Origin of the sequence: Yersinia sp. 2541 StPb PI, assembly GCF_052217145.1 — a bacterium.
Lineage (GTDB): Bacteria > Pseudomonadota > Gammaproteobacteria > Enterobacterales > Enterobacteriaceae > Yersinia > Yersinia enterocolitica_E.
Genome location: NZ_JAZGQB010000001.1, coordinates 2534101 through 2557711 on the forward strand (window position 1 = coordinate 2534101; position 23611 = coordinate 2557711).

Below are 23611 nucleotides of genomic sequence, written 5' to 3' on the forward strand. Positions count from 1 at the left end.
CTCTCTCATTTATGGGTTGTTGCTGTCACGTAATCATACTATAGTTATTTCCAACTAAAACGTTGGAGTTGTAATTTTACTTTATAATCGGAGTCTGAACTATGAAAAACACCATCCTCATCTGTGGATATGGCCCGGGTATTTCCCATGCAGTCGCTCGCCGTTTTGGTAAGGCGGGTCATCCCGTAGCCTTGATTGCGCGCAATGCTCAGCGTCTCGCTGATGCGGTAACGGAATTGACCGCCGAAGGCATCCAGGCTCGCGCTTTCCCAGCCGACCTTAGCGATGTTAAAGCGATTCGACATGCCGTCACGGACGTACATGAGATAATGGGGCCTATAGGTATCCTGCACTGGAACGTTTTTCTCGATATCGAAGGTGACCTGCTGTCCACTCAGCCCGCAGATCTGAGCAAGAGTTTCGATCTTCGCGTTGTTGGCTACATCACCGCCGTACAAGAGAGCAGGAACGACCTTGCGGCATCAAAAGGTACCGTACTGGTTACCAGCGGCGTCATGGCGCTCGATGACCCACAAATCAATGCGTTCGCCATCGATTATGCTGCGATTGCCATCAGCGTTGCAGCTCAACGTAAAACTACCCATATTCTGGCGCATACCCTCGCGTCACATGACATTCATGTCGGTGAGGTGATCGTCAACGGCTTCGTTGAGGGAACACCGGGCGGTGTGGGTAAAAGTGATACCGTCGCACCAATGGACATCGCTGACCAATTCTGGGAACTGCATACTGCACGTCAGGTACATTCCGTCATCGTTGGGGGTGCTGTACCGATATCGGAAGCAGAGTTCCATGGCTGAAAATACGCAATTCTCAGGCTTGGCTGATGAGACCTTCAGCAAGCCCCCTCACCTCAGACCAGCTCATTACGCGAGTGGGCCAGGTGTCACGCTACTGGTCGCGGTCGCCCTGTTGGTGCTGACCCAGCTTTACCTGGCAATCCCTTTGCTGACGTACGTCGGTCACTCTTTCAGCCCGGCAACACCGGGGGCCGTCTCGTTCGCGCTGGCCACTTGTTTCAGCCTGGCCTATGCTGGCGGGTTCCTGCTCTGGGGGCCGTTATCGGATCAGTATGGTCGTCGGCCAGTGATGCTGATGGGGCTGAGCGCCCTGTCGATTGCCACACTTGCCTGCGCCTTCGTGCCTTCGTTGCCATGGTTGGCGGGACTTCGGATGTTACAGGGGCTGGCAGCGTCCAGTTTTGCCCCGGTAGCACTGGCCTATCTTGCTGAAGCGGTGCGGATACGTCACCGAGCAACCGCCATCGGGGCCATGTCTACGTCTTTCCTCGTGGCCGGCATCCTTGGGCAAGTATTCGCGGCCTGGGTGGCGTTACGATGGGATTGGTTCTGGGTATTTCTGACCACGGGAGGCGGTCTTGTGGTCATGCTTCCATTAATTGCGTTGATGATAAAGGAACCGGCACGCACTATCGTTGAGGGTCATCTGGGCCATCGTTTCGTAGCATTGGGCAAAATTGCCGTGCGGCCTGCCATTCTGCTGCTGTCATTTGCACACATCACACTTCTCCTGTCTTTCGTTGCGATGTATACGGCGTTGGGGCCGCATCTGGCGGGCTTGAACCTTTCTCCTGCCACAGTCATTGCACTGCGCTTGGTTGGATTGCCAGGGATGTTCATCGCCTTGCTGGTCGGGCCGCTTGCTGCTCGGATCGGGATGCCGGGCGTTGCGGGTGCAGGTTATCTGGTTGCGGCCGTGGGCTTGGCCCTAGAGGCTGTGTTAGCGCAATCGCTGACCGGTATTGCCATTGGGAGTCTGGTCTTCGTGGTCGGCGTCGCTCTCGCTATTCCGGCAATGATCACCCAGTTTGGTGATCTGGCGGTACCTAACCGCGCAGCGGGCATGGCCCTCAATGGTTTTGTCCTGTTTATCGGAGCCAGCATCGGTCCATTTATCGTGTCCTGGGTGCCCGGTTTCGTCCCGCTATTGGTGGGGCTTGCGGTGGCACTTTTACTGGCCACTGTCTGCGTTGCGGGCAGTGCATCGCTTGCTTCATCCACGAGGAAATCATGAATTCTATCCGTTCTTCTCTCTCTTCAGTTCTGACTTCCTGCCGTTGGATCCTGGTGTTCCGCATCAGTCTAGGGCTTACCACTGCTCTGTCTGCTTTCGCGTTGCAAACAGCCTCCGGTGCGGTTGGAGATAACCTGATCAGCATCCCAGATACTCATCATCAAACCAGTCAGCGTTCGGTCACGCTGGATGGTCAACCCGCCGCACTCAGCCGTTACGAGAGGCGCGATGAGCGCAATGCCTTCCTGGAGGGAGAACACTTTAGTACGGTGATCGCCGCCGATGGCACACTCAAGGGTTTTGCCAACATCTCGCTCGACCTGGTGGGGAAACCGTTACCGTCTCGTGAGCGCGCTGAGCAGATTGCGGCAGAGTTCTTGCGTAAGGCTGCGCCCGACTTGCTGACCAGCCTGGGGAGAGCGTCTGTTACTCTCCATGATGAACCTATTCGCTTATCACACCCAGGCCGTAACGAGACTGTCCAACTCACCGGTTTAAAATTCAAGGCACGCAATCTGGCTGATGGGCGTTGGTTCTGGGTCATCATCGGTAGCGATGAGAAACCGATGCTGTTCGAGCGCGATCTGGAATGGGCAACCCTGCTCGCTCGCCGCAAAACGGAACAATGGCTGCATGACCGATGGATAAAAGCACAAGATGCCCAACAGATCAGTAAACCAAGCCGTTGGAATCTGCCATGGACTCATTAACTCAGATTGTTCTTGGCAGCAGTGTCGCCGCACTTGTTGTCCCCCAACATCATCGACGCCAGGCAATACTGGCGGGTGGAGTACTCGGTACTTTGCCCGATCTGGACGTGCTCTGGTTCAAAGTATTCAGCAGTGATGTGGTTACAGAAGTGACCTGGCACCGTGGTCCATCGCATTCACTCTTGATGCTAACGTTGTTGGGATTGCTGCTTTGGCTCTTGCTCAAGTCTCGCAGTTCGCTGGTTCGAGGTGCCCCATTGCGGTGGCTGTTGGCGATCTGGCTAGCCCTGATAACACATCCGTTGCTGGATGCCTTTACCGTCTACGGTACGCAGGTGCTATGGCCCATGAAGACCCCACCCGTCATGTGGGCGACAATCTTCGTCATTGATCCGTTGTATACAGTGCCGTTGTTGATAGGGGTTATGGCTGCCTGGCAGCTTTCACCATATAAAACTGCGCAGCAAACGAGTGGCTCAGGCCGAGACAGGGCGGCACGCAATTGGTTGGTAGCAGGCTTGCTCGTCAGCTCGGCCTACCTGGCTTGGAGTGTTGCCGCCAAATCTCTGGTTGACCGGGTAGCCTCGCAAAGCCTGGCTGTTCTGAACTTGCAGAATGCCCCGCGTTTTTCTACACCGTTTCCGTTCAACACGCTGGCTTGGCGGGTGATTGTGATGGTACCGGATGGCTACTGGCTCGGTGACCGATCCCTTGTCGCGGATCGGGGAGCGATGCAATTTACTTTTCACGAAAGCGACAACCAGGCGTTGGCGCAGTTCACATCCGTACCGCAGTTGAAACGTCTATTGTGGTTCACACATGGGTTTATCGCCGCTCACGCTCAGCGACGTGAGGATGGCGAGCTTCGGCTGACCCTTGCAGATCTGCGAATGGGGTTAGAGCCCGATTATTTTTTCCGCTATGACATTGCTGGCATAGATGAAAGTGGCCACTGGGCAGCAGCACCAGAAATTACCCAATTGCCTGAGTCGGGTGATACCGCCAAGATGCTAAGCTGGGTGTGGAGGCGTATTTATGACAGTAAAGCAACACCGTGAGTGACAAATGGAATTGTAATACTCTAGAACAGAGTTAATTGATTTATTGGATTATTTTCGCTAAACGGTGACTATCTGTAAGCCAATGCATTAGTAAAAACTGATACATCATCCTATAAAAAATTATCTGAAATAAAAAATAACTCCGATATTAGTGTGTTTTCTGCGTGATTTGGCCTCAAACCCCAGTAGCACTCAACAGCAGAATGATAGGCTGTTAGTGCTACTGGTTTAATCGCGCCGACTGCGGTTAGCGCTTCTTGCGGTTACGATGCATATCTATGGCGACGGCACTGACAATAATGATGCCTTTGATAATGTCCTGAATGTAGGAGTCCACACCAATAAAAGTAAAACCACTCTTAATCAGTCCTAAGATTACGGCGCCAATTACTGTACCGGTGATACGACCGACCCCACCCATCAAGCTGCTACCACCAATAACGGCAGCCGCAATCGCATCCAATTCATAAGATTGGCCCATGCTTGATTGCCCGCTACTCACCCGGGCGGCCAAAACCACGCCCGCCAAGCCAGCTAATCCCCCGGCAATGGTATAAACCGTTACCAGATATTTATTAACGTTAATGCCTGATACTTTTGCTGAAATCATATTCCCGCCGATGGCATAGACGTATTTACCATAACGGGTGTGTTTCAGTGCAATATGGAATATCACCGCAATAACCAAAAAAATGATAACGGGCATAGCACCTTGCCCAACCGCGGTAAAATCATCGGAGAGAAAACTTACCGGATTGCCTTTAGTGTAATATTGGGCAAGTCCTCTGGCAGAAACCATCATTCCTAATGTAGCGATAAAGGGAGGAATACCTGTACGGGTTATCAAGAAACCATTAATAAATCCACACAGTATCCCGACCCCTATGCCTGCAATAATAGGGATAGCCGCGGGTAAATCCAATAAGTGCGGATACATAGGTGAAATACTTTCTGATGTCTGTGCCAGACTCGCCGCGACAACAGCCGTTAATGCAATTAAAGAGCCGGATGAGAGATCAATGCCGGTAGTGATAATAACTTGTGTCACTCCGACGGCAATGATACCTATAATAGCCACTTGCAGAACGATCAATAATAGCCGATTAGGATTCAATAAAAATGATTGATCGCGAATAAACCAGCCAAGGAACTCAAAAATCAATGCAATACCGATCATGACAATAAAAATACCGGTATCTTTAGGTAATTTCCCTTTAAATCCAGACATGAATGAATGTGTTTTTGTTGACTCAACCGTTAATGATTTAGCAAATTTAACATTACTCATTATCGTTACCTTCCAGTAATTATTCTGAGGCCAGGGCCATTATCTTTTCTTGACTAGCATCTTGTTTGTCTAATATTCCAGTGATGTGTCCGCTGTGCATGACCATAACTCTATCACTCATACCAAGAATTTCAGGTAGCTCAGAGGAAACTAAAATAATGGCTACACCACGGTTCGCCAGTTCACTAATTAAACGATAAATTTCTGATTTTGCCCCAACATCAATACCTCGAGTGGGTTCATCCAGAATAAGTATTTTGGGTTGAGCTAATAACCAGCGTGCTATGAGCACCTTTTGTTGATTACCGCCACTTAAATTATTAATTATTTGATCCATCGTAGGTGTTTTGATGTTTAATTTTTTAATCTGCTCCATGCAGTCTTGAGCCATTTGTCCATGACTGACAAAACCTTTTGTATTAATGTACTCAGAAAGATTTACGATGCTCATATTCTCAACCACAGACAAGACTAAGAATAACCCTGACTTCTTTCGGTCTTCGGTAAGAAAAGCCAATCCTTGTTCAATAGCCTTTGATGGGGAGTCGATATTGACTGGCAGACCATCGATAAAAATTTCACCACTGTCCGCAGGATGCATACCAAATAAGCTTTCCATAACCTCACTACGACCTGCGCCAACCAAACCAGCAACACCCAATATCTCGCCTCGTTTTACGGAAAATGAGATATTGCGAAATAACCCATCTCGCCGTAACTCATTAACTCGCAAAACTTCTTCACCAATATTATTATTAAATTTTGGGAACATATGAGTAAGTTCACGACCGACCATCATGGTGATTAATGATTGTTTTGTCAGGTTTTCCGTTTTATCTGTGGCAACAAACATGCCATCGCGGAAAACACTTACCTCATCAGTAATTTCGAATATTTCATCCATTTTATGGCTGATATAGATAATGCCTTTCCCTTGCTCTTTTAACTCAGTAATAATCGCAAACAGATGAAAAACCTCACCTTCGGTCAGCGCTGATGTCGGTTCATCCATTATTAAAACATCTGCATCATAAGAAACAGCCTTAGCAATCTCTACCATTTGTTGGCTAGCAATATTCAATTCACCAACCAGCATATCTGGTTTCAATTTTATATTTAAATGCTTTAATAAATCCTTGGTTTTGCTGTTGAGCAAATCGTGGTTAACAAAACCATAATGAACGGGCTCTCGCCCCAACCAAATATTTTCTGCCACCGTCATATGCGGGACTAAATTTAGCTCTTGATGAATCATTGCAATACCAGCATGGAGTGCATCTAATGTATCACTGAAGCTAACCGTTTCGCCCTTTACTTTTATTGAGCCTTCATCAGGATGATATATTCCTATCAAACATTTCATCAGGGTCGATTTTCCTGCGCCATTCTCTCCCATTAATGCATGGACACTTCCTGCTTTTATTTTAATGCCCACTTTATTCAATGCCTTGACACCAGGGAATTGCTTACTGATGCCTTCAGCCTCGAGAATGTAAGGATACATATCATCATCTCCTTGGTCATCATAATACGCTCAGTGGGTAAGCGCCGTACTTATCAAAAAAGTGATAACAATAAATACGGCACCACCTATCCATTAAAATATATTTAATGAATATTTGATTTTTCATGTATAAAAATTTGACTTGAAAAGTTAACTTATTTCTGTGTTTTTATAATTAACTATTAGCCAGGGGAAAAGGTTGTTTTCACTTTTTATTTTTATTAGCAAAGTCTTGGTAATTATCTTTAGTGATGAGTTGATAAGGAATCATAACACTGCTTTCAACTTTCTGGCCGGAGGCTAATTTAATCGCAGTTTCTACAGCGCCTTCTCCTTGACCTTTAGCATCTTGGAAAATACTGACATTCAAATCGCCTTTCTTAATAAACTCAAGCGCATCGGGTGTGCCATCAATGCCACCAATTACTACGCCATTTTTCTTCGCTTGTTTTAAGGCTAAAATAGCCCCAATGGCCATTTCATCATTATTTGATGCAATGGCATCTATTTGTTGCCCAGACAAAACCCAATCAGTGGTAACGTCTACCGCTTCTTTGCGGAAAAATTTTGCAGTTTGCTTATCAATGATATGAATATCTGGATACTGAGCTGCAACTTTCTCTACTCCCCGAGTTCTATCACGAGTAGCCTCACTCGAGAGTTCCCCCATCAGGATCATTACGTTACCTTTCCCCCCCATCAGTTTCGCTAATTCCTCCATCTGTAGACGACCTGCAAGCTCAGAATCTGATCCCACATAGGCCATACCAGCTGGTAACGTTATTTCAGGACGGCGATTCACAAAAACCAATGGTATCTTCGCCTGTTCAGCTAATTTGATCATTGGCTTTACACCTTGAGTATCTACCGGATTCAGAATAATGGCATCGACCCCTTGACTGACAAAATTCTCTACCTGCTGAATTTGTTGGGCAATATCCCCTTTTGCATCCTCGAATTGCCCAGTGACATTCCCTTCTTCTTTCATTTTGTTTTGCATAGCCTGACGTAATATTGTCAGGAAGTTATCATCGAAGTAAGCCATGGAAACGCCAATTTTAAGATCTTTAGCATAAGCACCCAATGGCAACAGACAAATAGCGAGTGAGGCGATAATGATTTTTTTCAGCTTCATGAACTATACCCTTCAAAAGTGGAATGCATTAACATCTCAGCGCCTGCTTATTGAAAATATTTTTTTATAACTGCATGACTCGCAGAAGATAAAAATAGTTATTTTAGGCACTTCAATGCACTTCCGTGAATGCAAACGCCCCATTCCCGGCTTGAAATTCACAAATAATCAATATAAAACAATTGGTTAGTTTTTTATTATCTATTCTTCCATCTATCACCTCTTTTTTTAAATATTTATTTCATAATTAAGATTATTGAAATTTTTAACACCAAACAACCGAAATGTGTGTTTTGCGCAGAGCAAATAACAAAACTATGACATGGATCTAACAAATGCTGGTAATTTGAACACTATCGAGTAACCAAGCGCATGCCTTGGCAATGAGGAAATCTTCTTAGTTGCAGTTTGTGTGGCAGAGGGAAATTGTAACAGGTATAGCGGTGATGCCCACAGTATCTATGTGAGCATCAGTTATAGCAGTCTTGCATGTGAAAAAGTAACCCCAAAGAATTGCATCACTTTGGTTTGTAATGAAAATTACAAAAAACATTCCCTTTTACCGCCAAGGAAATAAATCAACCCATAGCAAATGGCTATCCGCAGTAAGAGGCTGTAATTGCCCTCCCTTAATTGCAGGCAACCACCAACAGCCTTGCGAAGCAGTAAGTTGGTGTGTTTCGGTATGGCAAACAAGCCAGTTTCCCTTCACAACGTAGATCAATCCACTATGGGAAACAGGGAGTTTTTGTGCCGAACTCACCGACGATACCGATGCCTGCCAGCAACCGCGCCGCGTCATAATATTAAAGTCTTGACTACTCCCCCCTAATAAACGCGCATGAATAGGGATATCACCGGGGAAAGCAAACGGCTGCAACGGCTTGGAAAGAGTATGTGCCTCCCAGCCTGGGCTGGATAGTTCAACCCCTTCACCTGATAGCAGCGTAATTGACCGATCGATATCCGAAAACATTGAAAACGGGCCATCCTGTTCGATTGTAGCAATGCTGGCACGCCAGGCAAAATCATCTCCACCAACGGGCCAACATGCTATTTCACGGGTTTCGCCGCCGCCATTTCGCCAACGGCTAACGGGTAAGCTGGCAAAATCAAAAAGGGTAAAGCTCATCAGACCTCCTGTTGACAGGCTTTCAATACCGTCAGAAAATCCTGTGCAGATTGCTGTTGCATTGGATGATATCTATCCACTATTACCGCTTTGCCTGCCACATAAACATCGCGAATTTGAGATTTGTCCCCCGCAAATAACCACCGATTCAACAAAGATGCCGATTTTGTACCAGCAATATAAGGATCATCGCCATCCAATACTAACCAGTCAGCGCGGTAGCCTTCGGTTAACTGACTAATTTTGCTGGCACAAGCCTGTCGTCCTCCCGCTAAAGCTTGGCTATAAAGCAAATCAGCCACGGCAGGATATTGCTCACTCGTCAGACGATTGCGGCGTTGATCACGCAGGCGCTGACCATATTCTAACCAACGTAATTCTTCCACCACATCCAATGAAACATGGCTATCTGAGCCGATACCCCAGCGCCCCTGATAATGCAGATAATCGACCCCAGGGAAAATACCATCACCAAGGTTAGCCTCGGTAGTCGGGCATAATCCTGCCACAGCCTGACTTTCTGCCAAACGAACAAGCTCGGATTTATCAAGATGTGTCGCATGAATCAGACACCAGCGGCTGTCGACTGACAAATGGTTATACAACCATGCAACGGGGCGCTGCCCACTCCAATCCAGACAGTCGTTGACCTCCTTTTGCTGCTCAGCAATATGAATATGTACCGGTAATTGATTATCCGAAGCTTGTAGGATCTCCTGCATTTGGCTGAGTTCTACGGCGCGCAAAGAATGAAAACATAAACCTTGGTTTTGTAATGGCTGATTAACCAATTGTTTACTAATAACCTGCTGCTGTTTGAGATAGCTATCGGTGCTCTGAATAAAACGGCGCTGCCCCTGCTGAGCAGGCTGAGCACCAAACCCCGCGTAGCTGTACAATACGGGTAACAATGTCATCCCGATACCCGCCTCTTGCGCGGCCTGACTCAGTTGAGCGGTCATTTCACCTGGGCAATTGTATGGATTACCGTCGGGATCGTGGTGTAAATAATGAAACTCTGCGACTTGCGTATAGCCACCTTTCAGCATCTCGATATACAGTTGACGGGCAATCACACCAACATCTTCCGGTGTTAATTGCTGTACCAGTCGATACATCAGATCTCGCCAAGTCCAGAAGCTATCCTGTGGGTTACCGGCGATTTCGGCTAATCCAGACATCATGCGCTGAAAGGCATGGGAGTGAAGATTCGGCATGCCTGGTACTATTGGGCCGGATAAAACCTGACAACCAGTACCACTGCTGCCGGTCACAATGCGCTGAATATACCCCTGTTCGTCAACAGTAATTTGTACGTTATCTGCCCATCCACTCGGTAAGAAAGCACGCTCGGTAAAATAAACTGGCATAGCGATATCCCAATATTTTGTTCAGAGTCAAACGCGCTAAGCAGCAGCGGCGTCAATTAATTAAACCACTCACTTGTATATACATATACATACGCTAAATTCAACCGTAGACTTAGCATATAAACTTTTTATTTGACGAGGTTAACGCCGTGGCGGAACAACAAAAAGTCTTACAATTAAGTGCCGCAATGGACGATACTCCTGCGCCAATTTATCAACGGGTTAAGTTGGCCATTATCCACCAGATCAGAAGCGAGGTCTGGCAGCCCCATCAACGCGTTCCCTCAGAAAGCGAGCTCGTTGCTGAGCTGGGGGTCAGCCGTATGACCATCAATCGTGCGTTACGTGAATTAACCAATGAAGGTTTCCTTATTCGTATGCAAGGCGTGGGAACTTTTGTTGCTGAAGCAAAAGCGCACAGTGCCTTACTTGAAGTTCATAACATTGCTGACGAGATAACCGCTCGAGGTCATCGCCACAGCAGTAAAATTCTGCAACTAGAAGCTCGCCCGGCAACCCCTGAAGAAGCGGTAGCGTTGGGGATCCTGCCCGGTCAACAGTTGTTCTACTCGCAAATTGTGCATTATGAGAATGACTTCCCTGTTCAAGTCGAAAATCGCTGTGTTAACCCAAGCACGGCCCCCGACTATATGAAGCAGGATTTCAATCACATAACTCCTTACAGCTATCTCACACAAGCCGCGCCTCTGACTGAAGGTGAACATATTGTTGAAGCCGTGATCCCGAGCCAGACTGAGCGACAACTGCTGCAATTGGATGAGCATGAGCCTTGTCTGTTGATTCGCCGAAGAACCTGGTATGGAAAAGTCGTCGTCACTGCGGCGCAATTACTGTATCCAGGCTCACGCTATCAACTCTATGGTCGTTTTACCCCACAAGGCACCGTGACGTCCTGATCAATTTTATTTCTCTGTGAGAACTGCGAAGTGTTACGCAATTGTTTAAATCTCTATCTTGCTGATAGTGACTTTATGCGCTAGGTTGTCCATGATTGTATATACAACTTAATTTCGCTGTGTACTCGCCATCATTAACGCTATAGCAACAAATCAATTTCGGAGCACTGACTTACGCCAGTGATTCAATCAGTGAATAGCGCTGTGGCGTCGGGTATAAAGGGTATAGCTTGAAGGAGTGAGATGGTGTCAGTAATTCACTGTGACAGTTTGTGGTACGGTGCCGATATCGTGACCATGTGTGGAGGGGAATATCATCTGATACCGCAAGGAGCAATAGCGGTCACAGGCGGTAAAATAGTCTGGATTGGGCCACATAAAGAGTTACCAGCACTCCATGCCTCACGTGAGATCGTCTTTCAAGGTGGCCTGATTACCCCTGGTTTAATTGATTGCCATACACATCTCGTCTTTGGCGGTGATCGCAGTGCTGAATTTGAGCAACGCCTTAATGGGGTCAGCTATGCAGAGATTGCCGCTAATGGTGGTGGGATTATCTCGACGGTTAGGGCAACACGGAATACCAGTGAAGAACAATTGCTCGAACAAGCTTTATTTCGGCTGAAACCTCTTCTTGCCGAGGGCGTGACTTGCATAGAGATAAAATCCGGTTATGGCCTTAGTCTTGAAAGTGAAATAAAAATGCTGCGGGTTGCCCGCCGTTTGGGTGAATTACTCCCCATTACAGTTAAAACAACCTGTTTGGCAGCACATGCTTTACCACCTGAGTTTGCCGGCAGAGCAGACGACTACATTGATTTCGTTTGTAATACCGTCATTCCTCGGGTAGCTGAAGAGGGGTTGGCCGATGCCGTTGACGCATTTTGTGAACACTTGGCATTTTCACCGGCACAGGTCGAGCGCATATTCTTGGCCGCCCAGAAAGTCGGTTTGCCGGTCAAACTGCATGCCGAGCAACTGTCGGCACTTGGTGGCAGTACTCTTGCAGCAAAATTTAATGCATTGTCGGCCGATCATCTTGAATATGCCACGAAGTCAGATGTTCAAGCCATGTGCCATGCGGGTACTGTGGCGGTATTGCTACCAGGTGCTTATTACTTGCTACGTGAAACACAATGCCCCCCCATTGAACTGTTTCGCCAGTATGGTGTGCCAATGGCCTTGGCCAGCGATGCCAACCCAGGAACCTCCCCTGCACTCTCTTTGCGTTTGATGCTCAATATGGCTTGCACCTTATTCCGTATGACACCGGAAGAAGCGTTGGCGGGTGTCACATGCTATGCCGCTCAGGCACTTGGTCTGCAAGAGACTCAAGGCACATTGGAAATTGGCAAACTGGCAAATTGGGTCCATTGGCCACTATCCCGCCCGGCCGAATTAGCTTACTGGCTAGGTGGCCAATTATCTGCGACTGTCGTTTTCCAAGGAGAGGTTCGCCCATGAATCTAACTGACCCGTTAAGTTTTCACTCCGGTAAACTGCCTTTATTAATCAGCATTCCTCATGCCGGCACCCGACTAACCCCCGTGGTGGAGGCTGGCCTAACAGCTGCCGCACGCCCTTTATCAGATACTGATTGGCATATTCCTCGTCTCTATGATTTTGCCCGAAATATGGGGGCCAGCTTACTAATAGGTAATTACTCTCGCTTAGTCGTTGACCTTAATCGCCCAGAGGACGATCAACCACTGTATACCACAGCAACAACTGGCTTATTCCCCGAAACGTTGTTCGATGGGCGACCTTGTTTTATCTCAGGCAAAACACCGTCGCCGCAGGAGCGTCAATCTTACCTGTTACATATCTGGCGTCCTTATCATCAGCAACTTCAATCCGAATTGGACCGGCTTAAAGCACAGTTTGGCTATGCATTGCTGTTAGATGCACATTCAATTGCATCAGTTATTCCGAGATTATTTGAAGGACAATTACCCGATTTGAATTTTGGTACCAATAGTGGTGTCAGTTGTGACCCATCATTAAGCAAGCAATTAATTGAATGTTGTCAACATCAATCCACCTTCAGCCATATATTGAATGGGCGCTTTAAAGGTGGTCATATAACTCGGGCATATGGTCTGCCCCAGAATCAGCAACACGCCGTGCAACTGGAATTATCCCAGTTAAACTATATGTCTGAAACTGAGCCTTATCACTACCGACCTGAGCGAGCCACGCATTTGCAGCAGTTACTCGAACAGTTAATTCATATCATGTTGTCATGGGGTGAACAGCACTATCAACGCTGAAACGTAACATTCCACTCACTGAGTTTTCAGTCGGTAATAAATGCAAAAAAGGCGGGGTTAATCCCGCCTTTTTAATTCACCTATTTCCGACACAGAAAAGGGTAATAATTACTGCTAAGTTAACTTAGAAACGGTAAGTCAAGTTAACTGCAACAGTATCATCAGTGCCCAGGCCCAGTGGATTGTTGTCTTCATCCAGTAAGTTAATCTGGTAGTCAACATAGGCAAACATGTTTTTGTTAATATAGTAAGTCACACCGATTTCAGCATATTTCAGCAAATCTGCATCGCCAACAACTGCCAGTTCTTTACCTTTAGACTGGACATAAGCGATGGACGGGCGAATGCCATTTTCGAACTGGTATTGAGCGACCAATTCAACGTTCTGGGTTTTATTCGCAATCAGTGCTTTATATGGCGTCATGTTCAGCGTTTCGCCGTACATTGCTGCGATGTAAACTTGGTTTGCATCATATTTCAGTGCAGTAGCCCAAGCCTGAGCTTTATCCCCTGTCGCACTGTCAGCCAATGTTTTTTGGCCTAAGGTCCGATTGGAAGAAGAGTATGCACCCGCAAAGCCGATACCGCTGCCTTCGATGTCTTGGTAATCAACAGACAAACCAAAACCGTCGCCATTAGCCTTCTGGATTGCGCGCTCATTCTTAGTGGTATCTCCATCGTCATTACGACCTTGATACTGAGCTGCAACATTCAAACCTTTAACCAGGCCGAAGAAGTCAGAGTTACGGTAAGTTGCCAAACCAGTAGAACGACCTGTCATGTAGTTGTCGGTATAAGCGATTGAGTCGCCACCGAACTCTGGCAGCATATCGGTATAGGCCAGCGCATCATAAACTACACCATAGTTACGGCCGTAATCGAAAGAGCCAAACTCAGCAAATTTTAGACCAGCAAAACCCAAGCGGGTTTTATTGCCTTTGTCGCCCTGTGATTCTGCATTTTTAGCGGCTACGTTATATTCCCACTGGCCGAAACCGGTCAATTGGCTATTAATCTGTGTCTCACCCTTAAAACCGAAACGCACATAGGTATCGTCAGCGTTATTATGGTTTGAGAAAAGATATTTAGCGGCTACGCGGCCATAAAGATCCAGCTTATTGCCGTCTTTATTATAAATCTCTGCTGCATTTGAAAGAGTAGGAACGATACTCAAGGTGACCGCCAAGGCCAGTAAACTGCGCTTCATCATTAATTTTCCTTTAAATTTTAATAAAACAAACCCATCGGGCTGAATTAAATTTTCAGCCTCATAAAAGTTAGTTTTTAATTTTTTATAGTTACCTGTCTTGTAAAGCGAAGAGACATTAGCATTAAGCACAAAAAGTTAAAACGGTAAACTTGTAGAAACATAGGTATAAACAGGTAATCAATTGTAACAAAATGTGTTTAATGGAACTTTCCGTAACTGATTGATTATATTTATTTTTAGGTAATTAGATATAACCAAAATAGTGCATAAGCACCAAAATGGTGCGAAAACATTTCAGTTTGTTTCTTTTTTGTTCTATTCGGATATCATATTTGTGAAATGGATCGAATATCACAGTTCCAATGCGATTTTTTATATATCTAAAGTAATTAGATGACTATTTAAAGTACAAATAGAGAGTAATGTCATGTCACCTTTGGTGCAATAACATAAAAATTAAACATTAGGGACGTTAATAGGGTTATAGAAAGTATGACTTTGTTTGGTTATTAATTATCGGTATTTTCATTGGAAGTGTATTTTTTATAAAAATCGCAATAAGAAAAACTTTAATTTAATGCATAAAAAATGAACTTCCATAGCTAAAAGCTCATTTCCTATAGGTTAGAAACAATATACCACTTAAAATTTGGCTTAAGTTGTAGTTCTGGTGGTGATATTACCTCAAGTAACTATCTATGGCGGTATTGGTAACACGGCCTTATTTATACCGTTGGTATCTCACTCTTATCCATTCGTACCAACATAATCCCTGCACGTAATCCAAGGGCTACCTGAGGGTTTGGAAACAAGATCCACTCATCTTCATGTTTAACACGGTAATACTCACCGGATTGCTCCGCCAGCAGTGTACCTTGCTTAAAACGAGTAAAATTAACCGTATCACTGTCAACCCACAGTTTAAAATCAGGATGTTGTTTTAGCAGTGATTTCACCACGCGATAAAACACCATTCCTCCTGAGGGTTGTACAGGCAATGGTTCCCCACTAACTAATGAACGTAATCCCCCGACTATATGCGTAAATTCAGCTAACTGATTTTCGCCAAATGGTAGCGCTTTTCCCAACTCAAGCGTACAACTTGCGGCCTGGCAGTGCTCACTACTAAAATGAGCAAAGGTCCCCCCTGCCGAGGTATGCATCACTAATGCATCCAGTTGAATATCTTGTAACCACCGTAGCATTACTGCGCTATAGGGTGTTGTTTGATAAGGCAACAATCCAAATCGAGTATGATGAGATTCACGAATTGCCGTGTGTAAATCGTAATGCTGGCGCGTCAGTTGACTCTCTGCTCGGAAAAACGCCGACACAGCTTGCTCAATAATTTCAACCCGTCGGGTTTCATTACTGGGAGGATAACGCCGGTGCCGCCCGCCAAACATACGGTTGATATCTGCTGAGAGGAAACGTTTGCTGGCGCTTATCGCCGCTGGATTGCCAAATATGACTAACAAACGGACGGCCAGCGTTAATTCACCCACTAACAAATCTGACACCAATTGATTCAAAATCTCAATCGGGGCCGTTTCATTTCCGTGGATACCGGCAGATAACACCACTGACTGGGTGTAATTGCCAGAAGGTGTCAACATCAGTATCCCGTCATCGAGCCATTGCCACTCGATACTCAGCGTCGCGCCACGAGTCTGTTCTGGCGGATGGCCCGAGAGTGTTATCGCCAGGAAATCTAGCATCATCGTTCCTTCTAATTCTGCTGGAACGGATATACCGAGCCAATATTAAGTATCCGTGTCAATTCATCCAATGCCTGCCGCCCTTCTTGTAATAACTGCGGATCAGCCAAGTCTTTAAATTGCAAATGATCACGATAATGTTGGTCGACCCAATTATTCAGCGTCACAAACAGCGCCGGTGTCATCATTACTCGACTATTAACAGCTTGTAACTCTGTATCGGTCAAGGCAACACGCAAGCGTAAGCAAGCAGGCCCCCCCCCATTACGCATGCTCTCGCGTAAATCGAATACTTTGACACTGTCAATCGGACCACCGCTATTGATTAATTCCGACAGATATCGCCACACGAACGGGTTTTCTTGTGCCTCCTGCGGAATAACCAACAACATTTTACCATCCGGTTTACTCAATAACTGGCTGTTAAACAGATAGCTTGATACTGCATCAGCAACCGACACCTGCGCGTCAGGGACCTCTATACTGATCAACTGTTGTTCAATGCTACCCATTTTACGGCGAATCTCATCCATAGCTTGAATGCCAGGAATGAATGCATGCTGATGATGGAATAACACATTCTGATTGCTGACAGCGATGACATCATTGTGAAAAACCCCTTGGTCGATCACTGCGGGGTTCTGTTGCACAAAAACAGTTCGGTCTGGTGCCAGTTGATGCAGTCGAGCCACTGCTTCGCTGGCCTCTCGCGTTTGGCGAGCAGGGTATCGGCTAGGATTTACTCCGTTTTCCAGTGCGTTGCGGCCATAAACAAAGACCTGAACCGCTGGCAAGCCATATTCTCCCCCCAGACGATTATGATTAGCCGCACCTTCATCACCAAACAATTCCACAGCAGGTAGTGCATCGTGATGAACAAAGTGACGATGGTTATTAAAAACGCCTTTGAGTAAAGCCGACGTGGTTTCGGCCTCAATTGCACGGTGAAATTTGTTATTTAAATTGGCCACAGTAAAATGCACTCGCCCATCCGCGCTATCCGCAGAAGGTGAGACCGTCGCCGCATTCGCCGTCCACATTGATGATGCGGAACTTACCGCAGATAATAGACGTGGAGATTTACGTGCCACTTCACTCAATACTTGTTCATCTGAACCACTAAAGCCCAACTGACGCAAAACGCCTATGGCTGGTCGCTCCTGTGGTGGCAAAATACCTTGTTTATAACCTAAATCGGCTAATGCTTTCATTTTCAGCAACCCCTGCCGCGCAGCCAGGCGAGGGTTGGAAATACTGTTTTGATGCGCAGTAGAGGCTTCATTACCAAATGACAATCCAGCATAGTGATGTGTCAGCCCAACCAATCCATCAAAATTAACCTCATATCCTGCCATCGTATTCTCCATTCATGGCTCAATGGCTATCGGGCAAATCGAAAGAGATACCCGGTGACAATGTTGCTGGTAGCGTCAAACTTTCGCTTTCGAGTGATGCCATTGGCCAGGCACAATAGTCGGCAGCATAGAAGGCACTTGGTCGATGATTACCTGATGCCCCAACCCCGCCAAAGGGTGCAGCACTTGATGCGCCGGTCAACGGTTTGTTCCAGTTAACAATACCGGCTCGGGCTTCCAATAACAGTTGTTCAAATTGTTGCCGGTCCTCAGAAACCAGACCTATCGCCAAACCGAACCTGGTTTGATTAGCAATGTGTAATGCTTGCGTAAAATCGCCATAGCGAATAACGCTGACCAGTGGGCCGAAATACTCTTCGTCAGGGACATTGATACCAGTAATATCAATGATCCCCGGCGTCAGCACTGCACTTTGGCTATCTGGGCGGGTCATGGCTAATAATGGCTTGCCACCTAAATCCAGCAAATGTTGTTGCGCTGCCAGCATTTTTTCTGCTGCTTGTGATGAAATCACCGCTCCCATAAAGGGTGCTGGCTGCATATCCCAGCGCCCGATACGCAGGGCTTTGGCAATAGCGACAAAACGCTGTAAAAATGCATCGCCTTCAGCGCCAGATTTAACCAGTAGACGGCGCGAACAAGTGCAGCGTTGACCGGCTGAGATAAAAGCCGACTGAATAGCAAGATTTACTGCCGCATCACAGTCTGCTATCTGCTCAACAATCAATGCATTATTGCCACCCATTTCCAGTGCCAGGATTTTTTCCGGTTGGCCGGCCAGTTGGCGATGCAAGTGATAACCGGTATGGGCGCTGCCGGTAAACAACAAACCATCAATATCATGTTGCGCAGCAAGGGCTTCGCCTGTTTCACGCCCACCTTGTACTAAGTTTAATACCCCGTCAGGCATACCTGCCTGCTGCCACAATTTGACGGTTTCTTCTGCCGTCTTTGGTGTTAGCTCACTGGGTTTAAATACCACCGTGTTACCGGCCAGCAATGCAGGAACGATATGCCCATTAGGGAGATGCCCTGGGAAGTTGTAAGGGCCAAATACTGCTAATACACCATGGGGACGGTGTCGTAACACGGACATACCATCAGCCATCGGTGTTTGGCTACTCCCGGTTCGGCTTTGATAGGCTTGCAACGAGATAGCCACTTTGCCAATCATTGCTTGCACCTCTGTCAGTGTTTCCCAGAGTGGCTTACTGGTTTCCAAACTGATAGTGCAGGCCAGTTGCTGTTTATACTGCTCAAGTAATGCAGCAAAACGCTGTATCACCACGACCCGCTGTTCCAGCGATGTACGCGCCCAAGCAGGGAAAGCCTGCCGTGCCGCACGACAAGCCATTGCGACATCATGGCTGTCTGCGGCGCGCGCCTGCCACAATAATTGCCTATCTATGGGGTCAAGTTTGTCGAAATGCGCGCCGTTACCGGTGCGCCATTCCCCTTGAATAAACAGTGCTGGGTGAGTCATTTTTTAATCTCCGGGGCAAAAAGGCTGACTATCCGAACCGTATCACCGGCTACGACACCCAGCGCTGCCGCATTTTTAGTCGTTAAATGCAGTAGCTCGTCTGAAAGATGAGTAGTAATCAATATTGAGCGAAAATATTGATAGCTGTCATTAGCCACTAAATAGGCAGTGCCACTCGGGTCAATATCGATGTCATCAATAACCACGATTCGCTTACTGCTGTCGCGCACCGCCCGCACTTCATCTGTGTTGGCCTCCAGTGTTGGACCGCCATCAAAGATATCCACATATCCCTGATATTGCAGGCCTTCGGTTTCCAGCACTGCACGTGCGGGAGCCGTATGTGGATGGACCTGCCCGATGACGGCCCGCGCCTCTTCTGCCAGAAAATCCACATATAACGGGTGTTTTGGCATTAATTCAGCAATAAACGCTTTCTGCCCAGTACCACTGAGATAATCAGCTTTAGCAAATTCAATGGCAAAGAAGTGCCGCCCCACATTTTCCCAAAATGGCGAACGCCCCTGTTCATCGGTATAGCCACGCATTTCCGCAATCACTTTGCGGGAGAAATACTGGCGGAATGCGGCAATGAAGAGAAAACGTACTTTTGATAAGAAGGGGCCATTTTTATCTTTACGGTATTCAGGATCGAGAAACAAGGTACAGAGTTCGCTATACCCAGTGTGATCATTGCTTAAAAACAGGGTCGGTACCGATTTGTACACATTGAGTGTTTTGGATGCATGAACCAACGTGCCGACACGGAAGTTATACCAAGGGTCATGCAAACCAACAGCCACCTCAATAGCACTAACGCCCACCACTTTTTCTCGCTCACTGTCTTCCAGAACAAACAGATAGCCCTGTTCACCCGCAGCCAAAGAACCTTGCCAGGTATTTAACGCGCGCTCAATTCGAGCGGCGAGGTGTTCTTCATTTTGTGGCAGTGAAGTCATGCCGACGCCAGTTTTACCTGCCAATTCAAGGATATCGGCCAGATCACGGCGTTCTACCGGGCGAACTATCATCATAGTCAAGGTCCCTTGCTTACTGCATCAATGTTATGACTTAACCTGTCGACAAACCTGTTCAATACCCATGGCAAGCCGGGCTAAGCCCTCTTTAATATCCTGTTGAGAAATAATCAGGGACGGAGCAAAACGCACCACATTCGGACCCGCAATCAAAGCAATAAGCCCGTACTGTGCGGCAGCCTGAACAATCTCTTTGGCCTTCTCGTCATAATCCTTGTGAAGCACACAGCCAATCAGCAACCCGCGCCCACGGATTTCAGAAAAGACTTTGTGGCGGGCGTTTATTTCAGCCAATCCAGCCAAGAACCACTGATGCCTCTCTTTTACGCCTGCGAGGAGTTCTGGTGTGTTGATAAGAGACAAAACAGTACCCGCCACGGCACAAGCCAGTGGATTACCGCCGTAGGTAGTACCATGACTGCCGACATTAAGTGCGCTGGCATATTTGGTCGTCGTTAACATTGCCGCAATCGGGAAGCCGCCCCCAAGTGCTTTGGCACTGGTCAGCACATCAGGCGTTACACCGTAATGCATGTAGGCATAAAGTTCTCCGGTACGGCCAACCCCGGTTTGTACTTCATCAAAAATAAGTAATGCGTTATGACGATCACACAAAGCTCGCAAGCCATGTAAGAACTCGCTATCAGCGGGTAGCACACCACCTTCCCCCTGAATCGGTTCCACAATGACAGCACAGGTTCGGTCATTAATCAGTTCCTCCGCTGAGGCGATATCATTGAAAATACCGTGGCTGATCCCCCCCGGTAGCGGAGCAAAGTCTTGCGAATATTTCGGCTGCCCGCCCGCAGAAACGGTAAACAGCGTCCGGCCATGAAATGCATTCCTGAATGCCACAATCTGGTTCTTTTCGCCGGCAAGCCCTGGCTTATTACCGAAATTATTCAACGCATATTTACGGGCCAGTTTCAGTGCCGCTTCATTGGCTTCAGCCCCAGAGTTACAAAAGAAAACTTTCTCGGCGAAAGTGGCATCAATCAATTGTTTTGCCAGGCGCAGTACCGGTTCATTGGTATAGCCGTTACCCAAGTGCCATACTTTTTCTGCCTGCTCAATCAGTGCTGCTTTTACTGCCGGATGCCCATGTCCCAAGGCATTTACGGCGATACCACCAGCAAAATCGATATAAGATTTGCCCTGCTGATCCCACAGTGTCGCGCCTTCCCCTCGCACGATAATAAAATCTGCTGGTGCATAGGTTGGCACGATCCATTCATCAAAAGACTGTCGGGTAACGGGGATTGGGTGTTCCATAGTGGCCTCTTTGATCAGCGTAAATATGGGGTTGAGAGACTCATCGGTTGAGGTCACCATACCCCAACAAAAATCTCTTATTCTGTTAACAATAAAGAATGAAATATATTCACCTGATATAAAGTGTACAGCAGCTTTCATGCCACACCAGTCACAATGTGAATAAAATGTACAAATTCTATTAAAACAATAATTTAAATTGCATAGTCATGCAAAACACTCGCATTCATACTGAACTTTAGCGAAGAGGAAAGCCATTTGCGTGGGTTTGAGTAGAAATTATATGCATTTGACATCAATTTTGATTTTTGCTCTGTCAGATCACATTACAGCAACACAAAAATAACAATTAAGCTTTCCAACGCCCTATAAATGGGCAGTGAATGCATCAATTAAGTGCATTTCTCCTGCTAACAAGGCCGGTGATACGAAAGGATTTACTCCGTTTATGCATAAGGGAATGAGGGATATTGCAGAAATAGCGGCAGAAGATAATGCTGTTATGGCTCCATTTTCTGGAGCCAGGTAAATATACTCATAGCGGAAATTAGATGGTTATCGACGCGAGCGGCTATTATCTATGACGCTGGTGAGTTGATTAATCAGTTGCGCCAGTATGCGGATGGCTTGTTCGCTCTGTTCCGACCAGGCAAACGAAGCATTCAGGCGAAAACAGTGATCAAACTGACTGCCCGTGGTAAACATTCTCCCCGGCGCGATGCTAACCCCCTGCGCCAACGCCCGCCGATATAACTCACTGGCATTAAACGGCGGTTCCAACTCCAGCCAAAGGAAATATCCCCCCGCAGGATGGCTGATTTTGACATTTTTAGGAAAATGCTCAATAACCGCCTGATGCAGCGTATTGAGCCGCTGTTCCATTAAGCGGCGCAGGCGGCGCAGATGAATGTCATATCCCCCCTGACTGAGATAATCTGCAATCGCTAACTGAGTCGGCACACTGGCCGAAACCGTACTCATCAGTTGTAAGTGCTGAATTCGCTGCGCATGTTCCCCTGCTGCGACCCAACCGACACGGAATCCCGGCGCCAGGCATTTAGAAAACGATGAGCAATGCAGAATTTGCCGATGCTGATCGAGTGCTTTGGCTGGCAACGGCCGCTCCGCACCAAAGTACAACTCACCATAAACATCATCTTCAATCAACGAGATATTATTCTGCTGTAGCAGGGCTACGAGCCGTTCTTTCTGCGGCCAGGACATCGTGCAACCCAATGGATTTTGAAAATGTGTCATCAGCCAACAAGCTTTGATCGGGTATTGGTTGATCACCTGTTCGAGCGCATCGAGGTCCATACCCTGTTGTGGGTGGGTTGTAATGGCAATCGCTTTTAGCCGCAAACGCTCGATCGCCTGTAATGCACCATAAAATGCGGGTGACTCAATCACTACCCAATCTCCGGGCTGCGTAACCGCTTGCAAGCTCAGGCTTAGTGATTCCATCGCACCCGCAGTGATAACAATTTCTTCAGGGGAGACATTCATTCCACTGGCGGCATAACGCTGAGCTATATTGCGCCGCAAACTTTCGTTACCCGGTGGTAAGTTAGTCACAGAGCTTTGTGGTGATATCTTACGTGCGACGCTGGCCAGCGCCCGTGATAATCGGGGTTGTAACAATAAACTCGGATCGGGAAATGCCGAGCCAAATGGCATTATTGCTGGGTCTTTCCCTGCCTGTAGTACATCAAAAATAAAGGCATTAATGTCTACCTGTTCATCCAGATGCAGTTTTTTCCCTCGCTGTGGCTGGGGTAATTGTGTCGGCCGTGAAGCAACATAATATCCCGACTGCGGCCGGGCCACGATCCAACCTTGGCTTTCTAATAGCTGATAGGACTGCACTACGGTCATCAGACTTAATCCTGATTGTTTACAACTTTCCCGCAACGAAGGCAGCTTGTCACCCGCCTGCCAGACCTTGGATTGTATTTGTGCCCGGATTTGCTGAGCTAACTGTTCATATCGAGTCATAAGCCAACTGTTATAGGTAAGATTGAATTAATTGTCACTATTATAGCCACTTTAACTTATGGTTAACTAACTGCCAAG

At 47.0% G+C, this 23611-nt stretch carries 19 protein-coding genes; 7 read left to right on the plus strand and 12 right to left on the minus strand.

What is annotated here, in order from left to right:
• Window positions 1-101 precede the first annotated feature (101 nt).
• Genes V1953_RS11285 through V1953_RS11300 form a run of 4 tightly spaced genes read left to right on the plus strand, consistent with a single transcriptional unit; the run spans window position 102 to window position 3823 of the window.
• Complete coding sequence (locus tag V1953_RS11285) at window positions 102-821, plus strand: SDR family NAD(P)-dependent oxidoreductase (RefSeq protein ID WP_083159037.1); 720 nt, start codon at window positions 102-104, stop codon at window positions 819-821.
• Window positions 814-2055: an MFS transporter gene (locus V1953_RS11290; RefSeq protein ID WP_372569114.1), complete on the plus strand. Its 1242-nt coding sequence runs from the start codon at window positions 814-816 to the stop codon at window positions 2053-2055. The genes V1953_RS11285 and V1953_RS11290 overlap by 8 nt, the downstream gene beginning before the upstream one ends.
• Window positions 2052-2765: a hypothetical protein gene (locus V1953_RS11295; protein ID WP_420073653.1), complete on the plus strand. Its 714-nt coding sequence runs from the start codon at window positions 2052-2054 to the stop codon at window positions 2763-2765. The genes V1953_RS11290 and V1953_RS11295 overlap by 4 nt, the downstream gene beginning before the upstream one ends.
• Entirely contained in the window at window positions 2753-3823 is a 1071-nt protein-coding gene (locus V1953_RS11300) for a metal-dependent hydrolase (RefSeq protein WP_442850909.1), read from the plus strand. Before V1953_RS11295 ends, V1953_RS11300 begins: the two co-directional genes overlap by 13 nt.
• Window positions 3824-4073: 250 nt before the next feature.
• Here V1953_RS11300 and V1953_RS11305 read toward each other — a convergent pair whose 3' ends face one another.
• The 5 genes from V1953_RS11305 to V1953_RS11325 all read right to left on the minus strand — a co-directional run bounded on the left by V1953_RS11305 (window position 4074) and on the right by V1953_RS11325 (window position 10255).
• Window positions 4074-5114 carry an ABC transporter permease gene (locus tag V1953_RS11305; protein ID WP_083159040.1) on the minus strand — a complete coding sequence of 347 codons (1041 nt, stop codon included), beginning with the start codon at window positions 5112-5114 and terminating at the stop codon, window positions 4074-4076.
• Window positions 5115-5133: 19 nt separating this feature from the next.
• The gene (locus V1953_RS11310) at window positions 5134-6618 is read right to left on the minus strand and encodes a sugar ABC transporter ATP-binding protein (protein ID WP_083159041.1); all 1485 of its coding nucleotides are present in this window, start codon (window positions 6616-6618) and stop codon (window positions 5134-5136) included.
• Window positions 6619-6823: 205 nt separating this feature from the next.
• Complete coding sequence (locus tag V1953_RS11315; RefSeq protein ID WP_083159042.1) at window positions 6824-7753, minus strand: sugar ABC transporter substrate-binding protein; 930 nt, start codon at window positions 7751-7753, stop codon at window positions 6824-6826.
• Window positions 7754-8312: 559 nt separating this feature from the next.
• Entirely contained in the window at window positions 8313-8885 is a 573-nt protein-coding gene (locus V1953_RS11320; RefSeq protein ID WP_083159043.1) for a HutD/Ves family protein, read from the minus strand.
• Entirely contained in the window at window positions 8885-10255 is a 1371-nt protein-coding gene (locus V1953_RS11325) for a formimidoylglutamate deiminase (RefSeq protein WP_442850910.1), read from the minus strand. Before V1953_RS11325 ends, V1953_RS11320 begins: the two co-directional genes overlap by 1 nt.
• Window positions 10256-10404: 149 nt before the next feature.
• On the opposite strand from V1953_RS11325, the gene hutC reads away from it, so the two are divergent.
• The 3 genes from hutC (at window position 10405) to hutG (ending at window position 13442) form a co-directional block, all read left to right on the plus strand.
• Window positions 10405-11172: a histidine utilization repressor gene (gene hutC, locus V1953_RS11330; RefSeq protein ID WP_083159045.1), complete on the plus strand. Its 768-nt coding sequence runs from the start codon at window positions 10405-10407 to the stop codon at window positions 11170-11172.
• Window positions 11173-11415: 243 nt separating this feature from the next.
• Window positions 11416-12636, plus strand: a complete 1221-nt coding sequence (gene hutI / locus V1953_RS11335; RefSeq protein WP_372569110.1) for an imidazolonepropionase — start codon at window positions 11416-11418, stop codon at window positions 12634-12636.
• Complete coding sequence (gene hutG, locus V1953_RS11340) at window positions 12633-13442, plus strand: N-formylglutamate deformylase (protein ID WP_372558863.1); 810 nt, start codon at window positions 12633-12635, stop codon at window positions 13440-13442. Before hutI ends, hutG begins: the two co-directional genes overlap by 4 nt.
• 124 nt (window positions 13443-13566) lie before the next feature.
• Here the strand turns inward: hutG and V1953_RS11345 are convergent, their stop codons facing one another.
• From V1953_RS11345 to V1953_RS11375, 7 genes are all read right to left on the minus strand, one after another.
• Window positions 13567-14652: a porin gene (locus V1953_RS11345; RefSeq protein WP_083159048.1), complete on the minus strand. Its 1086-nt coding sequence runs from the start codon at window positions 14650-14652 to the stop codon at window positions 13567-13569.
• 725 nt (window positions 14653-15377) lie between these two features.
• Complete coding sequence (astE, locus tag V1953_RS11350) at window positions 15378-16370, minus strand: succinylglutamate desuccinylase (protein ID WP_442851315.1); 993 nt, start codon at window positions 16368-16370, stop codon at window positions 15378-15380.
• A gap of 11 nt (window positions 16371-16381) precedes the next feature.
• Window positions 16382-17725 carry an N-succinylarginine dihydrolase gene (gene astB / locus V1953_RS11355; protein ID WP_442850911.1) on the minus strand — a complete coding sequence of 448 codons (1344 nt, stop codon included), beginning with the start codon at window positions 17723-17725 and terminating at the stop codon, window positions 16382-16384.
• A gap of 19 nt (window positions 17726-17744) precedes the next feature.
• Window positions 17745-19229 carry a succinylglutamate-semialdehyde dehydrogenase gene (astD, locus tag V1953_RS11360; protein ID WP_372569107.1) on the minus strand — a complete coding sequence of 495 codons (1485 nt, stop codon included), beginning with the start codon at window positions 19227-19229 and terminating at the stop codon, window positions 17745-17747.
• The gene (gene astA / locus V1953_RS11365; RefSeq protein ID WP_083159050.1) at window positions 19226-20263 is read right to left on the minus strand and encodes an arginine N-succinyltransferase; all 1038 of its coding nucleotides are present in this window, start codon (window positions 20261-20263) and stop codon (window positions 19226-19228) included. Before astA ends, astD begins: the two co-directional genes overlap by 4 nt.
• Before the next feature lie 30 nt (window positions 20264-20293).
• Entirely contained in the window at window positions 20294-21538 is a 1245-nt protein-coding gene (locus V1953_RS11370) for an aspartate aminotransferase family protein (RefSeq protein WP_102970427.1), read from the minus strand.
• A gap of 555 nt (window positions 21539-22093) precedes the next feature.
• Window positions 22094-23533, minus strand: a complete 1440-nt coding sequence (locus V1953_RS11375) for an aminotransferase-like domain-containing protein (RefSeq protein WP_083159051.1) — start codon at window positions 23531-23533, stop codon at window positions 22094-22096.
• Between the last annotated feature and the right edge of the window lie 78 nt (window positions 23534-23611).